Here is a 19,649-nt window from a genome sequence, read left to right as displayed (position 1 = left end):
GCAACACCAAGGAGCGAAACGATGACCCAAAAATACATCATTAAAATTGGCGGTAATGCCGCCCAACAGCTCACCCCCAAGTTTTTTGAGACGATTAAACATTGGCAAAAACAGCATATTCAAGTCGCCATTGTCCACGGCGGTGGTGACCAGATTTCTCATTTGATGACGCAATTTAACGAACCGGTACAAAAGCTTAACGGTATTCGGGTCACTACCGCGCAAGGGCTCCACCTCACGCAACTAGCACTCCTCGGCCAAGTCCAACCTGCACTCACCGAAGCCTTTCGCCAACACGGGCTCGCTGCCATCGGGCTTAATGCCGGCAGTAATCAACTCTTAACCGGTCATGTGTTAGATCAAGCGCGTTATGGCTATGTCGGCGTGATTCATCAAGTCAACACCCAGCTCATCCAACAACTCTGGCAACAAAATTTAATTCCTATTATTGCCCCATTAGCTATGACAAATGACGGGCAGTGGTTAAACGTCAATGCTGACCACGCCGCCACCGCTATTGCCAAGCAACTCCACGCCGATGCCCTTTATTTACTCACCGATGTTGCCGGCGTCAAAGTGAGCGGTTGTTTACTCCAAGCACTCACCCCAAAAACCGCCCAACAGTTAACGGCCGATCATCTCGTCACCGGTGGTATGATCCCAAAAATCAACAGTGCCTTGAGCGCGGTCAAACGCGGCGTGCACCATGTCCATATCACCAACACCGTCTCCCAACCTGGCACGGTCGTCACACTTTAACAAGGAGTAATTTATGACCCTCTTTCCAAATTACCATCGCGCACCAGTGACTTTTACCCAAGCGCAAAATGCGACTTGGTTTGACGACCAAGGCCAAGCCTATAGTGACTTAACCAGTGGGATTGGTGTCTACAACATCGGCGCGACCCACCCCAAAGTCGTGGCCGCGCTGACCCAGCAGGCCGAGAAAATGTGGCATCTCCCCAATTTATACCAAAATCCGTTGCAAGAAGCGGTCGCGCAACAACTCGGTGGGCCGGACTACACGACTTACTTTGCCAACTCCGGTGCCGAAGCCAATGAAGCAGCCATTAAACTGGCCCGTTTAGTCACCGGCAAATCAACGATTATTTCCTTTACCAACTCGTTTCACGGCCGGACGTATGCGGCGATGTCAGCCACCGGCCAAGACAGCATCCATGCTGGCCTACCGATGTTAACTGGCTTTACCTACGCGAAATTTAACGATATTGCCAGCGTCAAAGCACAGATTACCGACGATACGGCGGCCATTATGTTGGAACTCGTTCAAGGTGAAGGTGGGGTTTTCCCCGCTGACCCAGCGTTTATCACTGAGCTAGTGGCTTTAGCCCAGACAAACGGTATTTTGTTGCTCGTTGATGAAGTTCAGACGGGGATGGGCCGAACTGGCACAAGATTTGCTTTTGAACAATATGGATTTACGCCGGATATTTTCACCACCGCCAAAGGATTGGCTAACGGTATTCCGGTCGGCGCTATGTTAGCAAAAAATGCGTATGCTGACGCCTTAGGCTATGGCACCCACGGGTCAACGTTTGGTGGCAATCCCTTAGTGATGTCCGCCGCTCAAGCCACGTTGACGGTCTTGGATGACGTGTTACCAACCTTGCCAGAAAAAATTGCCCTATTTTGGGATAAATTAGCGGAATTTAAAAACTTATCAGTCGTAGATGACGTCCGCGGGTTGGGAATGATGGCTGGTATTGCACTCACGGTGCCTGTTGAATCAGTCGTTGCTGACCTTTTGGCGGCACATATTATTGTTTTATCTGCTGGCCACAATACGTTACGCCTGCTGCCACCGTTGACAATCCCCACCACACAACTCTTGGAAACTTTGGATAAGATTAAAATTCAACTCGGAAAAAATTAACCATTGACATTTAATTCTCATGTTGTTATACTTAAATAGTTGAGTAAACGACATATTGCTCCATAGTTCAGTGGTAGAATAACGCACTGTTAATGCGCAGGTCCCTGGTTCGAATCCAGGTGGAGCAGTACCACATAAACTGAAAGAAAAGCCCACGGTTGTTGCGTGGGCTTTTCTTGACAAGATACACTAATCATACCTGTATTATTGACAGGCCAACAAAGACATCCGGTGCAATCAAAATCCCTTTTTCAGCGTTTTTAAAATCCGAGAAAAATAAAATAATCATCCCCACTCACATCAGCTAAACTAGAGAAGTACCTTACCAGTACACATACAAAAACATGCCATGAAACATTACTTAGGGTTCTCGAAGGCAAATAATAGGTTAATTACTCCTTGTGCATGTTTTTGTGTACATAAAAAGCAAAGCACGCTCAGCGTACTTTGCTTTTTCATTTCACCGCATAATGCACTGCAGCAGCCCCAAGGTTAAACCGAGAAATCGTTACTTTTTCAAAACCAACGCGTAATAAGACCTGACCTAGTGTCATATAGTCCATAAACTTTTCGGTTGTATCGTCGAGATATTTATACTCTTGATACTTCCCTTTGGCAAACACCTTGCCAAATATTGGCATCACTTGGCCAAAATAGAATTGCCAGAAAGGCTTAACCAATGGATTATCTGGCTGTGATGTCTCTAAGATGACCAATTGTCCCCCAGGCTTAAGCACACGGTACATTTCTTTGAGTCCCATCACAGGGTCTGGCAGATTTCTCAAGCCAAAACCGATGGTCACGATGTCAAATACCGCATCATCAAATGGCAGGGCCATCGCATCACCCTGTACTAAAGTAATTTTGTCAAAATAATCGCTCACATCGACCTTTTTTTGCCCAACGGCCAACATTTCCTCACTAAAATCTAGGCCAGTAACATGCGCCGTTGGATCACTTTTCTCAGCTAGCGCTAACGCCCAGTCCGCAGTCCCAGTGGCTAAATCAATAATATTCGCCCCATCAGGGAAGGTCATGCGTGCCATCACCTTTTGACGCCATAATTTATGTGTGCCAAGCGAGATAATATTATTCATCTTGTCATATTCGGGTGCAATGGTATTAAAAAGTGCTTGCACATCGGTATTTTTCGGTGATTGTGTCATAAACTTTAATGCGTGAACTGTGTTAGTTACGCTACTCCTGTTTTAATGTAATGCCTTTAATTGATTTAGCTCCGCTGTAAACAACCGCCGTTGTACTTTGCCACTCGCCGTTAAGTGCCAGTCTTTAGCTTGGTAAAAACGTTGGGGCACTTTATAGTGGGCTAATTTTTCACGACCAAATTGCCGCAATGCTGCAGCTGATAACGCCGTCCCTTGTACAACCGCCACCGGAACACGCCCCCACTTGTCATCAGGGACGCCCACTACGACAATTTTGTCCAATCCTGGCATCTTAGCATAGACAGACTCCACTTCATCAGGAAATATATTCTCCCCACCAGAGCTTATCATATCGCCTGCGCGACCTTGAATGTATAAAAAGCCCGCCGCATCAAGGTAGCCGTAGTCTTCAGTATTAAACCAGCCTGCCTGCATGTTCTTTGCCAATAGTTCTGGGCGATTGAAATAGCCCGGTGTTAAGGTTGGCGACTGTAACCAGACCGTCCCAGATGTTCCTGCAGGAACAGCCTGCCCTTGTTCATCTTGAACACGCAGGGTCACAGGAAATAAAGGTTTCCCCACTGAGCCCAACTTTTCATCAGCATCAGCTGGGTCAAGCGCGACCACTTGCGACGCCGTTTCCGTCATCCCGTAAGACTGAATGATTGGTATGTGGTGGGCTTGTGCACGGTGTAACGTCGTGCGATCCGTTGGCCCACCCCCAAGTAGCATCGCTCGAAATTGTGAATTATAGTGGGCCCCTTCGGGCAAATCAGCCAATAATTGCTTTAACATCACTGGTACGACTGACATTGTTGTTATTGTATCATGAATGAGTATATCGTTGATTTGATGTGCGTCAAACTTTTCAACGAGTGCCACACGCATCCCATAGAGCAAACTGCGCATTAGAATTGCAAACCCACTAATATGAAAAATCGGCACGGCCACAAGCCAAGCGTCTTGGTGGGTGAGTCCAAGATTCAAGGCACTCCCCATCGCTGACGCCCAATGATTATGATACGTTTGCATGACGCCTTTGGGTTGACTCGTGGTGCCTGATGTATACATGATACTTGTGACAAATTCATCTGGATAAGTTGCCACTGGTGTCACTGCTTGACCCGGAGGTAATTCAGAGAATTTGACTTGCTGTGCGACCGTCAGTTTTGCGGTATAAGCATCGTCAGTTAGCAGCAATGACACCTCGGCATCAGCCAATTGGAAATTAATTTCTGACACGGACAACCGCCGATTAATAAAAACAATGGTTTTGCCCAATTGTTGCAAACCCATAATGACTAAATACCCTTGTAAGGTATTCGTCATAACAACGGCCACGCGTGGGTGATCATCCCCAAGCGCAGCAATTTGTCCAGCTAATTTGTTGGCTGCTTGCGCCACCTCTTGAAATGTGAGTTGTTGTTGACCCGCCGACACTGCCACCCGGTTGGGTGTTAACCGCGCACGTTTCACTAACCAATTTTCCATGTTTAAAACCTCTTTAGTCACTATCTATCATACCATGTGCTTTAAAAATCACCTTGCATTTTATAATCTACAGTTGTAGACTAAAGTCATGGTTAAACAAACACAAACAATGACAACAAGTGAATGGGAAATTATGCGCGTGATTTGGACACTTGGCGAAGCCACGAGTCGCCAAGTCATCCGTGTCATGGCCAAAAAAACCGACTGGTCGCCTTCAACGATTAAGACACTGATCACGCGCCTACAGGCCAAAGGCTATCTGACAGACAATGGCGCTATTCGCGACCGCTTGTATTTGCCCACAGTGGCAGAGCATGAGGCAATGACTGCAACTTTGTCCCGCACATTCCATGCGATGTGTGCCATGTGTGTCGGTCAAGCCCTGGTAGATGTCTTGGCCACCACGCCGTTATCCAAACACGACATTACACACCTCCAAGACACGCTCCAGACGAAATACGCCCAAGCGCCTGATCGCATTGCTTGTGATTGCATGCCACATCAACAAGAGGAGATTGCCCACCATGACAAATGAACATGCACATCATACACACCCAGCCACACCAGCACACAACCATGACATGGCACACCATGACCATGGCGCCGAGAAAATGGCACATCCCATGCCTATGATGCACGATCATGGCCACATGGCTGATGATCCTGGCATGGCACACATGGATATGACTGACTTGGCCAAGCGCTTTTGGTGGTCACTGGCGTTGATGTTGCCTATCATCTTGATCACACCGTTGATGGACATGACATTGCCTTTCACCATCCAGTTTCCAGGTGATACGTGGGTCACGACGATCTTAGCCATTGCCCTCTACATCATTGGCACGCCGCCGTTTTTTAATGGCGCAAAAGCCGAACTAAAAGCCAAAAAACCAGCCATGATGAGCTTGGTCAGCCTCTCACTGCTCGTGACCTTCTGGTATTCCATCTATGCTTTACTGGCACAACTATTTTGGCCAGCCCAACATGTGATGACCTTTTTTTGGGAGTTTGCCACCCTAACAGTCATCATGTTATTGGGCCATCGCATTGAAATGACCGCCACCATGCAAGCTGGGGATGCCACAGCACAACTTCAAGCCCTCCTCCCACAAATTGCTCATGTGCAACATGGCGATCATATGATGGATATGCCCGTTGCCACATTAGAGCCCGGTATGGTCGTCCAAGTCTTGGCCGGTGAAGCTTTTCCTGCTGACGGGATCATTTTAACTGGTGAGAGCCAGGTCGATGAATCTCTGATGACTGGCGAAAGTCGCTTAATTGATAAAACCCCCGGCCGCACTGTGGTCGGGGGCACCATCAACGGTAACGGCACCCTTTCTGTAAAGGTGACGCAGGCGGGCGCACAATCTTTTGTGGGACAATTACAAACCACACTTGCGGCATCAGCAGGCACTAAATCACAAGTGGAAACCCGTGCTGATCAAGTTGCCAGTTACCTGTTTTGGGTCGCGCTCATCGTGGCGAGTGCCAGCCTCTTGATTTGGCTGCCGATTCACGGCCTCAGTTATGCCATTAACGTTGCCGTCACGGTATTAGTCATTGCTTGTCCACATGCCTTAGGCCTGGCTGTGCCACTCGTTATTCAACGTACCAAAGCCTTGGCTGCAGCACAAGGCATTTTAATCAAAAATCATAAGGCACTCAGTGCAGCTAACCATCTCCGCTATATTTTAATGGATAAAACCGGCACACTGACAACTGGCCAGTTTAAAGTCACCCAGTTAGTGACCGACAATTTTGACCGTGCCCAAGCACTTGGGATCATGGCCGCTCTTGACGCGCAATCAACGCATCCCCTAGCCCAAGGCATCCTAAATTATGCCAAACAACAACAGGCACCAGTGATGACTGCAACACAGGTAGAAAATATGGCCGGTTATGGGGTTGCCGGCATGGTCGCTGGCGCGCACTTCCGCCTCGTTTCTGCACGGTACTTAACCGATCAGCAACTCACTTATACCCCCTTGCAAGCCGAAGGGACTATTTCTTATTTGCTACAACACGAGCACGTTGTCGCTGCCGTCGCACAAGGCGATGCCATTAAGCCGACCGCCCCAGTCTTTATCAATTACCTCAAAGCCCAACACCTCGTGCCAGTCCTCGTGACCGGCGACAACCACCAAGTCGCTCACAGTGTAGCTGCAGAACTTGGCATCACGGCTGTCCATGCCCAAGTGTCTCCCCAAGAAAAGATTACCTTGGTCAAAACGTATCAAAAGCAAGGCGCCGTCATGATGATTGGGGATGGGATCAATGATACGCCGGCACTCGCCCAGGCGGATTTATCAGTTGCTATTGGGGCTGGCACCCAAGTGGCCCAGGCCGCAGCCGACACTGTCTTGGTGACCAATCAATTACCAACCATTATTGATTTTCTCAAACTCACCAAGCGGGCCAATAAAAAGCAAATCGAAAACCTCTGGTGGGGTGCTGGGTACAACCTGCTCGCCCTGCCCCTGGCTGCAGGCGCGTTGGCTAATTTTGGGTTGATGCTCAACCCAATGGTCGGGGCGATCCTCATGTCGCTCTCAACTGTCATCGTCGCCTTAAATGCCATGACACTCAAGGCGTCATAAAAAGACAGCAGTTAACCTGCTGTCTTTTTATTCTGATTGTTTGGTTTGTTGCTCAATCAAAGCACTTAATTGTTGCTGGACTTCGCCTAACATTTTTGTCTGGAGCACCTGAACTTCTAACAAATCCGGATTATCTTTTTGAATCAGGTGATCAATTTTTGCGTGCAACACCCGCATCTCTTCTTCTGTCTTCAAATTCACATGGAAATCATTATCCGCATGCATGCGGTCATAATCTGACGAACGATTTTGACTCATTAAGATCAGGGGCGCCTGTAAAGCCGCCGTCATACTTAAAAAGAGATTCAATAAAATAAAGGGATACGGATCGAAATTCACATGAAATAAATGCAAGCCGTTAACCACAATCCAAACGACCATTGTCACAATCGCAATAATGATAAAGCCCCAGCTGCCGCCAAATTGTGCCACATTATCCGCCACCCGCTGCCCAAAGGTATAGTTCGCGCGCTGATGTTTTTTCACGTTGATCACTTTAAAGTTCTTATCCGTTAAAATATGGGTCAACTTATTATTCATATGGCGACTGGCTTTGTGGTTCTCTTGCCGCATCGTATTGATGCGGTCCAAACGATAGGGCAACAGATGATCAAAACAAATAAAAGCATCATCCTGTGACACAGGAAAATCTGTCAAAATCGCCTGCTGTAAGCCAGTCTCTAATTCCCGCAACAACACGCCTTCAACCATCTCTTTAGCTGCATGATCCACGACACAACGCCGCGTCATTGTTTCAGTCAATCGCCCACCCTCCTGTGGCTCATTTTTCATTCATTATACCATCGTCATCAAAAAAGGTCTTAAAGTCGTGACTTTAAGACCTTTTTTGCCTCTCTTAGACAAAGAGACTTAACAAAAGTACCATGCCGAGACCCACAACGGCAATAATCGTTTCCAACACCGTCCAAATCTGTAACGTTTGCTTCACGTTAAGATCAAAATATTCTTTGAACATCCAGAAGCCAGCGTCATTAACGTGTGAAGCAGCTAATGATCCAGCACCTATCACCAACACCATCAATGCTGGATTCACATGCGATGCAAGCATCAATGGTTGCACTAAGCCCGCCGCCGTCAAAGCGGCCACTGTCGCTGAACCAAGCGCTACGCGCAGCACAACGGTAATCAACCAAGCTAATAGCAATGGCGAAATGGCTGAATGAATAAAGAGTTGCGAAATCTGACCGGAAATACCCCCATCAATCAAGATTTGCTTAAAGGCAGCGCCACCACCAATGATAAGTAGTAACATGGCAATTGACTTCACCGCTTCTTCCACCGTTACCATCATCTCTGGCGTCTTTCGGCCTTGGTGCCAACCCATGGCCCACAAAGCAAAGACTAAGGAGATAATCATAGCGGCGACCGGATTCCCGATCATTGTAATGAAAGCATCCAAGCCGGTTGGCTTTTTGAACGGTTGCCCGTCATTGAAAATAATAGTGTACACGGTTGTGATCCCCATCATCAACACGGGGAACAATGACGTCAAGACCGAGATACCAAAGCTCGGCGTCTCCTCTAAAACAAATGACTTTTGTTCACCAAATGCGGTGAGTTGACGTTTGACAACAAACGCATCTGGCGCGAACTTTTGAGCGAGCTTCGTAAAGACTGGCCCAGCAATAATCGCGGCCGGAATCGCCACAATTAAGCCGTAAACTAAGACCGTCCCAGGATTAGCACCCAACGCACCTGAAATCGCCGTTGGCGCTGGATGTGGTGGCAAGAAACCATGCGTGACTGACAAAGCTGCCGCCATAGGGATGCCCAGGTAAAGGAGTGGCACCGCGGCCTCTAACGCAATCGCAAAGACGATTGGAATCAATAAGACCATCCCCACTTCAAAGAACAGGGCAATCCCGATGATAAAGGCAGCGACCATGATGGCGAGTTGGACGCGTTGTTTACCGAACTTTTCAATTAAAGTATGAGCAATGCGGTAAGCCCCACCAGCATCGGCGACTAAGCGCCCCAATATTGCCCCAAAGCCGAACACGATGGCCAATTCACCAAGTGATGACCCAATGCCGTTTTGGATGGACACCGGAATTTGTTCCAGTTTCATCCCTAAGCCAAGCCCCACAAGACTTGACGTTAAAATCAAGGCAATAAATGTATTGATTTTAAACTTTATAATGAGCAACAAGAGGAACAAGATCCCAATTGTTAAGACAACAAAAGACATCATAGCGATTTCTCCATTCTGTTTGTGATACTGTGCTGGTACACATTATGAGTAAGTACAAGATATTTTCTGTATAGACTTGTCCGATTTTTTATTATTTATTGTAAGCGCTTTCAACAAAATATATTCTATCACATCCTGTTATAAAAAACTACAACGATGTTTAACAAGTCAGACTTGCCTTTTTTCAACCAATATTTAACTGTAAATTAATGTAAAAGTGTATAATAGATGGTGTTGGTAATTTTACATCTACAATTAAGGAGAACACACCATGCGTAAGTATCTCGCAGAATTCCTCGGCACATTTATCTTAGTGTTCGTCGGAACAGGTAGCGTTGTTTATTCAGCTGCCACAACCCCCTCACCAATCACAATTGCGCTAGCCTTTGGCCTAGCCTTGACTGGTGCTATCTATGCCTTCGCACATATTTCAGGTGCGCACTTCAACCCAGCCGTATCATTATCAATGGCTATTCAAAAGCGTTTGTCATGGCTTGAATTCGTTGGCTATGTCATTGCCCAATTACTTGGGGCTTTGGTGGCATCACTTGCCGTTTACGGTGGTGTTTCTGCTTACTTGAAGTCATCAACAGTGACACAAGCTTTGTCTGGTCAAAAGATGACTGTACAACAATTCGTTGACATTGCTGGTTTGGGTCAAACAAACTTCTCAAACGGTCAAGCAGTCACAGCCTTCTTGTTCGAATTTGTCCTAACATTCTTGTTCGTTTTGATCATTTCAATTGTGACAAAGTTGGCTAATGTGCCAGCACCGTTGGTCATCGGTTTGATCTTGGCAGCCTTCATTATTGTCGCACTACCAATTACTGGTGGGGCCTTTAACCCAGCACGTGCTTTGTCACCCGTTATTTTTGTTAAGGGTAACGCACTTGGTCACGTTTGGGTCTATGTTGTCGCTGACTTACTCGGTGGCGCATTGGCAGCCTTTGCCGCTAATTACTTCAACAAAGACGTTAACACAGCAGCTTAAACCAACAATATAAAAAGCAGCGCGGATGCGCTGCTTTTTATATTGTTTTTAATTGTCTTGGAAAATCTGTCGGCAACGGACCACTGACCTGCCGTGTCCCCCCATCAAAAGGTAACGGGACTGATATAGTCGCGGCATGTAACATCATCCGTGTCACTGGCGCAACCGGTCCGTAGAGCGAGTCCCCCACAATAGGGTGGCCGATACTTGCCAAATGGACGCGAATTTGATGCATGCGTCCCGTGTCGAGTTGTAAACGCAACAATGTGTTCTGATACACCGTATGTATTTTAGTCCAATGAGTTTTCGCCGCCTGCGCAGCCAACCCATCCACGCGCCGCTTACGCGGATTTAACGGATCCACGCCAATTGGTGTGGTCATCATACCTGCTGAATCAGTTAGCGTCCCATGCACCCAAGCCAGATAGGTGCGCTGAATCTGTTTATCGACCATCTGTCGATTTAATAACGGGACAACAACGGGATTCTTGGCCACAATCACCGCCCCCGAGGTTTCCCGGTCAATCCGGTGAACCATATAAGGCCGTGCCGGCATACCAGCGCTCATACAGTGACGTGCCGAAAAATCAGCCGCTAAATAGTTCAATAAGGTGTCCGTTTCATTTGGCGCATGTGGATGCATCTTCATGCCAGCAGGTTTACTGACCACAACGATGTCATCATTTTCAAAGATAATAGGCACCGTGTGTTGCCCGTTTGGTTGATAGTTAGACGTACTCGTCCGAAAATCAGCCGCATCAAACTGCAACGTCAACACATCCCCAGTCTGAAAAACATAACTCGTCGGCACCTGGTGACCGTTGACAGAAATATGTTGTTTCATGCGCAAAGCGCCCCGAATTCGTTGTGGCACTAACCACGCATTAAGCGTTGCCTTCACCGTCTGCCCCACGCGCTGTGTTGCTACTGGGATGTGATAAGTCCACATTGTCATGATTGCGCTGCTGTCTGCGGCTTGGCTTTTTTAGCATCGACCAAGCGATACACAGCTTTGCCAGTATCATCTAATGATACGTACAACAATTGGGTTTCTGCTGCATCAAAAAAGCCTAGATTCACCACATGTTGCCCTTCGTAAGTTTCTAATCCCTGAAAAGCCGTTTTCATGATATGTTGAATAACTCCAACATTTTCAATTTGCTGATTCGCCGCATCAACCGCTTCATGTAGGGCTTCGCCATCATCTAAATGTTGCTTAATAATTGTCACCTTCACATAAGCGGGGAACCCATATAAGCGCGACTCTTGTTCATCTTCTCGGGCACTCGCAGAAACATACCCCTGCTTTTCCCAATAGCGTAACTGTCGCGTTGAGACCCCTGTCATGCGTGCCAATTCGCCAATTCGAAATTGTAAGTTATCAAACGTTGGCTTTTTAAATTTTGTTAAATGATTAAAATGAGATTCTTCAGTCATCACGTTTGCCTCTAAGAATATTATATTCTTGTCAACTTAGTTGTCAAATTTTTGGCGAAACACCGTCTCCCATTGTGCTAAAATGGGACCGATTTTAAAATCTTCCACCCGTTGCAAGCTTTTTTGTGCATATTCAGTGCGTAACTGTTCATCTTGCAACAATGGTGAAATCGCATCATAAAAGGCATCGACAGCCCCATTGGGCGTCAATATACCATACTGTCCTGCCGCTAAAACCTCTGCCGAACCAGTATTTTGCATCGCGGCAATCGGCAGCCCAAAACTCATCGCTTCCGCTAATACTAAAGGTAACCCTTCCCAGCGCGACGTTTGCACAAAAAGACTCGCTTGGCGATAATGGTCACGCAAGGCATCATCTTTTAACGGGCCCCGATAAATTATCTTATCCCTCACGCCATACTCAGCAATTAGCGCCTCAAAGGTTGCCATATCCGCTGTTGACCCACCACCAGCAATGGCTAAGCGCCAGTCATCCGGTAATTTGGCTGCCAACTGCACCGCAAAATCAATCCCTTTATGTTGAATTGCAATTCGCGCCGTAAACGCAATCACTTTTTGTTTCAGATCTGCCCGTCCACTTGGCGTAATCGTGAGCGGGTTCCATATTTTTACAGTACGATTATACGCTGAAAAGCCAGCTAAATCTGATTCTGTTAGCGCAACAATCACATCTAATGCCCGCAAGCCTGCATTGAATTCGTCTTGCATTGCCGCATAATACTGCGTTTGATAAGTTGTGACATTATTATGCATCCAACCAATGACTTGTGTGCGTGGCAACGTCAATTGCGCAGCAAAACTAGACAAGAGCCCACCCGCTAAAATCACAATATCAAAGCCACGAGCCACTGTTTCAAAAGCGCGGATTTGTTCAGCGAAACGTTGAAACGGCTGCGCGTCATTATCTAATTCGACCGGCTTTGGGCTCACCATCAAAGGGGCCGCCAAAGTATAAAAGGGTGGCATTGCCGAAAAACTATAATACGTCACATCATGTGTTGCGGCCAAGGCATTGCCCACAACTGTTGTGGCCCGCTTCATTCCGCCCAAGCCAATATTTTCTAATCCAATCAAAATCTTCATCGCAGCGCCTCCAATGTAGCATCCATTCTATTGTATCAAAAAAAGCCCCAAACGTAATGGTAACTCAGTTCGGGGCTTTTAATCTAACCACTACTCACTTTGACTCCAGTCATCAGCATTTCGTGGCACGAGACGCGTTGAATCCGTCTTTTCATCATGCAATTCAGGTGCATCAGTGACATAATCACTCAAGGTTGATTTATCACCATTTTTAGCAAATAAGCTCGTTGACGCTTTACCCAACGTTTTATTTTGCTTTTGTAGACGCTTAATCGTCGCGGCTTTACTGTAATCAAATTTATTCGCATCAACGGGTTTAAAGCCCTTTGGCGTATAGAAGCGTAATAAATTCTTTTGATTCAAACTGTCTGACATATCAAGCTTGTTGTCCACATCTGTTTGAATATTATCCAGCGTTTTTTGAAGTTCAGGTGTGGGCGTTGGGATGAGTTGATTGGTTTGGACATTCCAATACTGTCCAGACAAGCTGGCATATTCTGGGGTCATCCAATCCTTATTTCTAAAGGCGACCACTTGGGCATGTTGTTGACTGAGTAAGTCTTGCCCAAATTGGATATAGCGTTGTGTGCTAATGCCTAACAAGTGTTCAATCGTTGGCGCAACATCAATTTCACCACCATAAGTGTGATCAATGAAGCCATCTGTCATGCCCGGCACGTGAATCATAAATGGCACACGCTGCAAATTGGCATTATCTAAATCATTCCACTGATCCTGATTCTTACCTAAAATCGGCGCCAAATACTTCGCATCAGTATTTGAAATGCCATAATGATCACCGTATAACACAACCATTGTATTGTCATATAAACCAGATTTTTTCAGATAATCGAAAAATTCTTTAACTGACTGATCCAAATAATGGTTCGTGATAAAGTAATTGTCCACAATTTTCGACCCACTATTTGTGGTCACAAAATTTGGATCTTGATCTTCTTTATCTAATGTAAATGGCGTATGATTTGTCACCGTCAAATATTTAGCATAAAAGGGCTGCTGTAACTTTTCCAAATATGGGACTGATTCCTGGAACAATAATTTATCTTTCAGGCCCCAAGTTGTGGCCTTTTGGCCGGTCAAATCAAAGTAATCCCCTGATACCCAGTTTTGATACCCCATATGCTTGTAGACGTTGTTACGATTCCAAAAAGTCCCGATATTTCCGTGGAAGACGGCACTTGAATAGCCGGCGCGTTGGTTCAAAATAGCGGGCATAGCCTGAAAAGTCTGATCATTGCCTAATTTAGAAAACAGTGACCCTTGTGGCAAACCAAAAGTCGACGTTTCTAACATGTTTTCCGCGTCCGAAGTTTTACCCTGTCCGACCTCATTAAAGAAATTATCAAAGGCAATCGTACTTTGGCTATGATACAAACTATTCAAAAAAGGCGTGACTTCTTGCCCATTGATTTTACGATCAATAGACATTTGTTGGAAACTTTCCAAGTGAATCACAATCACATTTTTACCCTTGGCACGACCAAAGAACTGTGGATTAATGTCAGCATAGTGTTGTGTCACATAATTTTTTACTTGCGTAAATTCCGATGGGGTAGCACTTTTTCGGACTTGGCTTGTTTGATACGTATTAATGGCATCATAAATCGTAAATGGACCCAACCCTAAATACTTCACCATATATTCCCGGTCAAATTGCCGCGTTAAGAGTTGTGGGCGATCAATATCTGAAAAAAACAAATTAGCAGTCAGGATAAATACCCCGACTGTTAGTAGCTTAAACGGTTGAAAACGTGGCAGCGGGTTACGGTCCAGTTGAATTTTTCGGGCCAACATCAAGCCAATGATCACGAGGATATCTACCCAAAATAAGATGTCGTGGACGCCAAAGGCGATCGCGCCTGCTGCCTTTCCGCCTTGATTCACCGTATTATAGCCCAAAATGGTGTTAATCGACATAAAATCCGAAAATTCACGGAAATACACCACATTCAAGTACAACAATAAGGTCATCACCGTGTCTAAAATGAGTAAGGCCCCATAATAGAGTTGCTTTGGCTTTATGAATAACGTTAAACTGAACAAAATCATGGTAAAACCAATTGGATTGACCAGCATCAACACAATTTGTAACGGATCTTGTGCATGCAGCCATTCAAAATCAGCGCCATAGGCTAGGATTGTTTTTAAGGTAAATAACGTTAATAACCAAGTAAAGAATCCACGCCGCGTATTTAACTGACCTAACCAGTTTTTAGGCGCTAATATTGCCTGCCAAAAATGTTTAAAAAAATTTCTTACACGTTTTTTCATAGTTTCCATTATACCAATAAAGCGATACGCCTGGCGTTAAATCTTGTTATAATACCAATATGACAATTCAAATCTTACATCAAATTGGGCTTGGCAAAATTCATGACGATGCCCTCAATATCCGAAAAGCCGTCTTTGTGGCCGAACAAGGCGTCCCAATGCAGCTTGAACTCGACAATCCCGACATCGAAGCAGCTGCTTTGCATATCGTGGCCTATGTCGATGGTAAATTGGCAGCGACCGCCCGCGTTTTTGAAGCGCATCCCGGAATTTGGCATGTGCAACGCGTTGCCACGCTTTTTCCAATGCGCGGGCAAGGGATCGGGCGTCAGTTATTTGACTACATTGAAAAGTTAGCCCCAGGCTACCGAATTCAAACCCTTGATCTCGGTGCCCAAGTGCAAGCAAAGGGCTTTTATGAAAGCTTAGGGTTTCAACCCTACGGTGACGCATTCATCGAAGCAAACATTTTACATATCAACATGAAAAAAGAATTGGTATAAATCAATTCTTTTTTTCGTAAGCGACTTCCACTTGAATCTTATACGGTTGTTGCACAGATAAAAGCTCACTTCGGGTGGCAACATGACCCAACCCACCCGTCAACGTTACTGACGATAACGCAATGCGATATTTTTCAAGCGCTTGTGGCGTTGGGGTCATCCCCACGGTGACGAGTGTCCCTAATTCGCGCGCCTGCAACTGATTGATGCCACCCACAATTGTGGTTATATTTCCCGCCGTCACCATGCCAAAATAAGGTAACAGGGTGCCAGGATGATTGGCAAAAATGACCGACTGTTGCAAAATAATTTGGCGTTGTGCTTGCGCACCAAGGTGTCCGTAGTCTTGTTTCATGAACCCGAGTTGCAATAAGGCCGTAGCGAGTTGGGTAATATTTTCTTGCTGCGCATCATCGACGGTAATCTCTCCACGCATGACATCTTGTTTTTGATACAGCCCATTGGCTGGCACAATGACCTCATGTTGTTGGTTTTTGTCAGCAACTTGTTGTGGGCCACCCATCATTTTTTCAATCCGCGGTGAGATGTCCCAGCGCATCACTTTATTGGTGAAATAATAAATAATATTTAAAATAACAAAATATGCTAGTAGCGCAAACACGGCTGCAATGAGCGTCCCACGCAGCCAACGCCCATTGGCAAAAAAACGATAGGCAATATACAATAAGTACCAGATACCAACTGCGCCCACCACTGTATAGATACGATCTTTCGTCTTCGAATTTGTCGTGAAAAAACCGAGATAATGATTAATTAAATCAAGTACTGTAAACATTATTTTGCACCTCCTGCTGGCGTCGTTTCAGGCACTGAGGATGAAACAGCCGTATCTGGTGTTTTCGCCGAGGCAGAGCTTGCTGGCGCTGTGTTTTCCGGCACTGACGAGGATGAAGCTTTGGTATCAGAGACACTGGACTGTGACGACGAAGAGGTTGGCTTTGTATCTGATGAAGAAGTCACACTGCTTTCTGCCGTTGTACTACTGGATTCTGGGGTCGTACTACTACTACTACTTGATGACTGGCTAACCGATGATACGACACTCGTTTGTCTCGGCGCGACCTGGCCGCCCTCATGCGTGCCAGTGGCGACATTCACAACGATGTTTCCTGCACTCACCGCAACAATCAACGACACAATTGCCGCTGGTGTTAAAAATGGTGGCGTGCGATATTTTTTTGACATAATTCCCCCAAGATACTTCGTGAAACACAGATGACGATTTTTAAACCACGCGTTTAGACCACGCGCTTTCTCTTCTCATTTTACGCGTATCCGCGTAATCTCGCAAAAAATACCCCTAAAAGCAACGAAAACCCGCAACTGCTTGCGGGCGGACATTAATATAAAATATTTTAGGAGATTTTATTTTAGGGAGATTGAGATTGGAGAGAAGTCCGTTGATTCGTTGTTTGATATCAACACTTGTTGATGTATATAATATAGATGATAGAAATTAAATGGAGATTAAAGCAGATGGCGCAATACAAAACTTATTTGATTGATTTAGATGGGACGATTTATCAAGGCAAAGAACGTTACCCTGCTGGTAAACGCTTTATTGAACGCTTGCGTGCCAATCATTTGAATTATCTGTTCGTCACAAATAATTCAACCAAAACCCCAGAAGAAGTGGCTGATAATTTAACCCGTAATCATGACATCCCGACCACCCCCGATCAGGTCTATACGAGTGCGATGGCCACTGCTGATCATTTGGCCACGCTAGTGGCGCAACAAGCTCGCGTCCTGGTCATTGGCGAATCTGGATTGAAATCCGCCTTGCAGGCCGCAGCATTCACACTCGTTAACCAAGCGCCTGCTGATGTCGTGGTCGTTGGGTTGGATCGTTCGTTTAACTACGACCAGTTAGCTCAAGCTACCCTCGCAATCCAAGCAGGTGCACTTTTCGTAGCGACCAATACTGACACGAATTTACCCACAGAACATGGCATGATGCCCGGAGCCGGGGCCCTCGTTGCTGCTGTGCAGACCGCAACTCAGGTCACGCCCACTGTCATTGCCAAACCCCAAGCACCGATTATGACTGGTGCGTTAGAACGAACGCAAACGGCAAAACAAGACGCCATTATGGTCGGTGATAATTATCATACTGATATTCTAGCCGGAATCAATCATGGTATTGATACACTCTTGGTTTATTCTGGCGTTTCGACGCCGGAACAAATTGCCAAAGTGTCGCCAAAACCGACTCACGAAGTCGACTCATTAGATGATTGGGTATTATAAAAAGCGTTGTTTCACGTGAAACAACGCTTTTTCTTTAGTTTGCAACACTTGTCTGTTCAAACTGATTTTTTCCAGGTTTATAAAAGAGAAAATATAGTAATGCTGAAATAACTGGAATAACTGCTGCGACAAAATATAGATCACGAAATGGTAATTGCGCGTGCAAAGCGCCAAAGGCATAAGGGCCAACACCTAATCCAAGATCCAATCCAATAAAGTAAGTTGATAACGCAATCCCGATTCGGCGACTAGGAACGAGTTTGAGGGTCACAGCTTGCCCATTTGACATAAATGTCCCATACCCCAAACCAATAAGCGCACCTGATAGCAATAACATTGCGCCATTAGTGGTTAATCCTAAGACCAACAGCCCAATGGTTAAAAACGCATAACTGGGATACATCACCATATTTTCGCCGAAACGATCAAATATGCGCCCTGACATAGGCCGTGTGACCGTCACAATGCCTGCGTAAACAACGAAGAAAAATGAGCTAATTGCGACCAAATTCAAACTTTCCGCATATGACGCTAAGAACGCCAAAACACTAGAATAGGACAAACCCATCAAAAAGCCAACAATCGCGATCAACAAGACTTTATATTCAATAAAACTCGATAAACGCCATGATTTAAGTTCAGCAAGATGTGCTGGAGTCAGTTCAACATTATTGATTTGAATCACAAATAGTGCCACAGTTGACAATGCAATTAGAATGACTGACATAATGACAATAAAGTGGAAGCTCGTAGCATTGAGTAGCAGTAACCCAATAAAGGGCCCGATAGCGGCGGCTAAACTGGTACTCAAGCCATAGTAGTTAATTCCTTCACCGCGACGACGTTCGGGAATAAATTCGGTAACGATGGCATTTAATGCCGTTGAGGTCATTCCGTAAGCAAAACCATTCAGTAGTCGCACAATATCTAATGTCCAAATTGTTGGCACAAAAAGATAACCAATGGTCGTGACTAAATACAAAATGGCCCCCCAGCGGGCAACTTGACGCCGACCAATCAACTCTAATTCTTTTCCCATGATGAGACGTGCGATTAATGTCCCAATGATATAGATTCCAGACGCCAATCCCGCCTGTCCAAACGATGCATGTAATTGATCATGCGCAATTACCGCAATAATGACCATCATGAGATAGTACACAAGATATACGATAAAATTAATAATTGTAACTGTGACAAAACCTTTGTTAAATAACTTCTCTTCCATTTATCCGTCCTTTGTTTATCATTACTCTCATAGTTAAGCCTCAAGGCAGCTATGTGGGCGATGGTGATAAACGCAGGACGGTTTTCGCGCCATCCATGTTAAATATCCTCGTTAAAATTTACACCGCGCGCTTGCATGAAAATATTGTAAACGAAAACAGTTGCATTTAGGATACCACTTTTTCACAAAGTAAGCAAAATTTTATTTAATATCTCATAAACACGTCAACTTAGTTGACAACACAACAACTAATTATGATATTCACAAAATAAAATTAGTGAAATTTTGTAGTTTGAAACAAGTAGTGATAATTTTCAGAAAATATAAAGAGAAAACAAAAAAAGAGCTAGCAAACGCTAACTCTCTCACTGATGGGCCTGACAGGACTCGAACCTGTGACCCCTGCGTTATCAACACAGTGCTCTAACCAACTGAGCTACAGGCCCCTCTTATGTCTATT

General features: G+C 45.5%; 18 protein-coding genes and 2 tRNA genes. 8 read left to right on the top strand and 12 right to left on the bottom strand.

The genetic code is table 11. From position 1 onward, the window contains the following. The first annotated feature begins 21 nt into the window (after window positions 1-21). From argB to HF966_RS07240, 3 genes are all read left to right on the top strand, one after another. Window positions 22-759, top strand: a complete 738-nt coding sequence (argB, locus tag HF966_RS07250) for an acetylglutamate kinase (RefSeq protein WP_168677481.1) — start codon at window positions 22-24, stop codon at window positions 757-759. A gap of 13 nt (window positions 760-772) precedes the next feature. Further along, entirely contained in the window at window positions 773-1,894 is a 1,122-nt protein-coding gene (locus tag HF966_RS07245) for an acetylornithine transaminase (RefSeq protein ID WP_168677480.1), read from the top strand. Between the two features lie 56 nt (window positions 1,895-1,950). Further along, window positions 1,951-2,022 (top strand) — tRNA-Asn (locus HF966_RS07240). A gap of 327 nt (window positions 2,023-2,349) precedes the next feature. On the opposite strand, the gene ubiE is transcribed toward HF966_RS07240, so the two are convergent. Both ubiE and HF966_RS07230 read right to left on the bottom strand, forming a co-directional pair. Next, complete coding sequence (ubiE, locus tag HF966_RS07235) at window positions 2,350-3,060, bottom strand: bifunctional demethylmenaquinone methyltransferase/2-methoxy-6-polyprenyl-1,4-benzoquinol methylase UbiE (RefSeq protein ID WP_168677479.1); 711 nt, start codon at window positions 3,058-3,060, stop codon at window positions 2,350-2,352. Window positions 3,061-3,102: 42 nt separating this feature from the next. After that, complete coding sequence (locus HF966_RS07230) at window positions 3,103-4,551, bottom strand: o-succinylbenzoate--CoA ligase (RefSeq protein ID WP_168677477.1); 1,449 nt, start codon at window positions 4,549-4,551, stop codon at window positions 3,103-3,105. Window positions 4,552-4,639: 88 nt separating this feature from the next. On the opposite strand from HF966_RS07230, the gene HF966_RS07225 reads away from it, so the two are divergent. Together HF966_RS07225 and HF966_RS07220 are read left to right on the top strand one after the other, a co-directional pair. After that, window positions 4,640-5,086, top strand: a complete 447-nt coding sequence (locus tag HF966_RS07225) for a CopY/TcrY family copper transport repressor (RefSeq protein WP_168677476.1) — start codon at window positions 4,640-4,642, stop codon at window positions 5,084-5,086. Beyond that, the gene (locus tag HF966_RS07220; RefSeq protein ID WP_373306380.1) at window positions 5,076-7,151 is read left to right on the top strand and encodes a copper-translocating P-type ATPase; all 2,076 of its coding nucleotides are present in this window, start codon (window positions 5,076-5,078) and stop codon (window positions 7,149-7,151) included. The genes HF966_RS07225 and HF966_RS07220 overlap by 11 nt, the downstream gene beginning before the upstream one ends. A 27-nt stretch (window positions 7,152-7,178) precedes the next feature. Here HF966_RS07220 and HF966_RS07215 read toward each other — a convergent pair whose 3' ends face one another. Both HF966_RS07215 and HF966_RS07210 read right to left on the bottom strand, forming a co-directional pair. Then, complete coding sequence (locus HF966_RS07215) at window positions 7,179-7,901, bottom strand: DUF1003 domain-containing protein (protein ID WP_168677586.1); 723 nt, start codon at window positions 7,899-7,901, stop codon at window positions 7,179-7,181. Window positions 7,902-8,007: 106 nt separating this feature from the next. Beyond that, a complete protein-coding gene (locus HF966_RS07210) occupies window positions 8,008-9,363 on the bottom strand; it encodes a gluconate:H+ symporter (protein WP_168677475.1) in 1,356 nt (451 codons plus the stop codon). A 271-nt stretch (window positions 9,364-9,634) separates the two neighbouring features. On the opposite strand from HF966_RS07210, the gene HF966_RS07205 reads away from it, so the two are divergent. Further along, window positions 9,635-10,354, top strand: a complete 720-nt coding sequence (locus tag HF966_RS07205) for an MIP/aquaporin family protein (RefSeq protein ID WP_168677473.1) — start codon at window positions 9,635-9,637, stop codon at window positions 10,352-10,354. A 37-nt stretch (window positions 10,355-10,391) separates the two neighbouring features. On the opposite strand, the gene HF966_RS07200 is transcribed toward HF966_RS07205, so the two are convergent. The 4 genes from HF966_RS07200 to HF966_RS07185 form a co-directional block, all read right to left on the bottom strand. Next, entirely contained in the window at window positions 10,392-11,309 is a 918-nt protein-coding gene (locus tag HF966_RS07200) for an RluA family pseudouridine synthase (RefSeq protein WP_168677472.1), read from the bottom strand. Continuing rightward, the gene (locus tag HF966_RS07195; protein WP_168677471.1) at window positions 11,306-11,791 is read right to left on the bottom strand and encodes a MerR family transcriptional regulator; all 486 of its coding nucleotides are present in this window, start codon (window positions 11,789-11,791) and stop codon (window positions 11,306-11,308) included. The genes HF966_RS07200 and HF966_RS07195 overlap by 4 nt, the downstream gene beginning before the upstream one ends. 36 nt (window positions 11,792-11,827) lie before the next feature. Beyond that, on the bottom strand, window positions 11,828-12,895 hold the full coding sequence (locus HF966_RS07190) for a glycosyltransferase (protein ID WP_168677470.1): 1,068 nt from the start codon (window positions 12,893-12,895) through the stop codon (window positions 11,828-11,830). A gap of 90 nt (window positions 12,896-12,985) precedes the next feature. Continuing rightward, window positions 12,986-15,196, bottom strand: a complete 2,211-nt coding sequence (locus tag HF966_RS07185) for an LTA synthase family protein (protein ID WP_168677468.1) — start codon at window positions 15,194-15,196, stop codon at window positions 12,986-12,988. A gap of 50 nt (window positions 15,197-15,246) precedes the next feature. Here HF966_RS07185 and HF966_RS07180 point away from each other — a divergent pair, with 50 nt between their 5' ends. After that, window positions 15,247-15,690 carry a GNAT family N-acetyltransferase gene (locus HF966_RS07180; RefSeq protein WP_168677466.1) on the top strand — a complete coding sequence of 148 codons (444 nt, stop codon included), beginning with the start codon at window positions 15,247-15,249 and terminating at the stop codon, window positions 15,688-15,690. Window position 15,691: 1 nt separating this feature from the next. Here HF966_RS07180 and HF966_RS07175 read toward each other — a convergent pair whose 3' ends face one another. Continuing rightward, window positions 15,692-16,486 carry a DUF6681 family protein gene (locus HF966_RS07175; RefSeq protein ID WP_168677465.1) on the bottom strand — a complete coding sequence of 265 codons (795 nt, stop codon included), beginning with the start codon at window positions 16,484-16,486 and terminating at the stop codon, window positions 15,692-15,694. Next, complete coding sequence (locus tag HF966_RS07170) at window positions 16,486-16,896, bottom strand: hypothetical protein (RefSeq protein WP_168677463.1); 411 nt, start codon at window positions 16,894-16,896, stop codon at window positions 16,486-16,488. The genes HF966_RS07175 and HF966_RS07170 overlap by 1 nt, the downstream gene beginning before the upstream one ends. 291 nt (window positions 16,897-17,187) lie before the next feature. On the opposite strand from HF966_RS07170, the gene HF966_RS07165 reads away from it, so the two are divergent. After that, entirely contained in the window at window positions 17,188-17,961 is a 774-nt protein-coding gene (locus tag HF966_RS07165) for a TIGR01457 family HAD-type hydrolase (protein ID WP_168677461.1), read from the top strand. 34 nt (window positions 17,962-17,995) lie between these two features. Here the strand turns inward: HF966_RS07165 and HF966_RS07160 are convergent, their stop codons facing one another. Both HF966_RS07160 and HF966_RS07155 read right to left on the bottom strand, forming a co-directional pair. Further along, the gene (locus HF966_RS07160; protein ID WP_168677459.1) at window positions 17,996-19,189 is read right to left on the bottom strand and encodes an MFS transporter; all 1,194 of its coding nucleotides are present in this window, start codon (window positions 19,187-19,189) and stop codon (window positions 17,996-17,998) included. A 372-nt stretch (window positions 19,190-19,561) separates the two neighbouring features. After that, window positions 19,562-19,635: transfer RNA gene (locus HF966_RS07155), tRNA-Ile, on the bottom strand. Window positions 19,636-19,649: the final 14 nt, after the last annotated feature.

Source organism: Leuconostoc holzapfelii, from assembly GCF_012396485.1.
Classification (GTDB): Bacteria; Bacillota; Bacilli; order Lactobacillales; family Lactobacillaceae; genus Leuconostoc; species Leuconostoc holzapfelii.
This window is presented reverse-complemented; position numbering and strand designations above follow the sequence as displayed.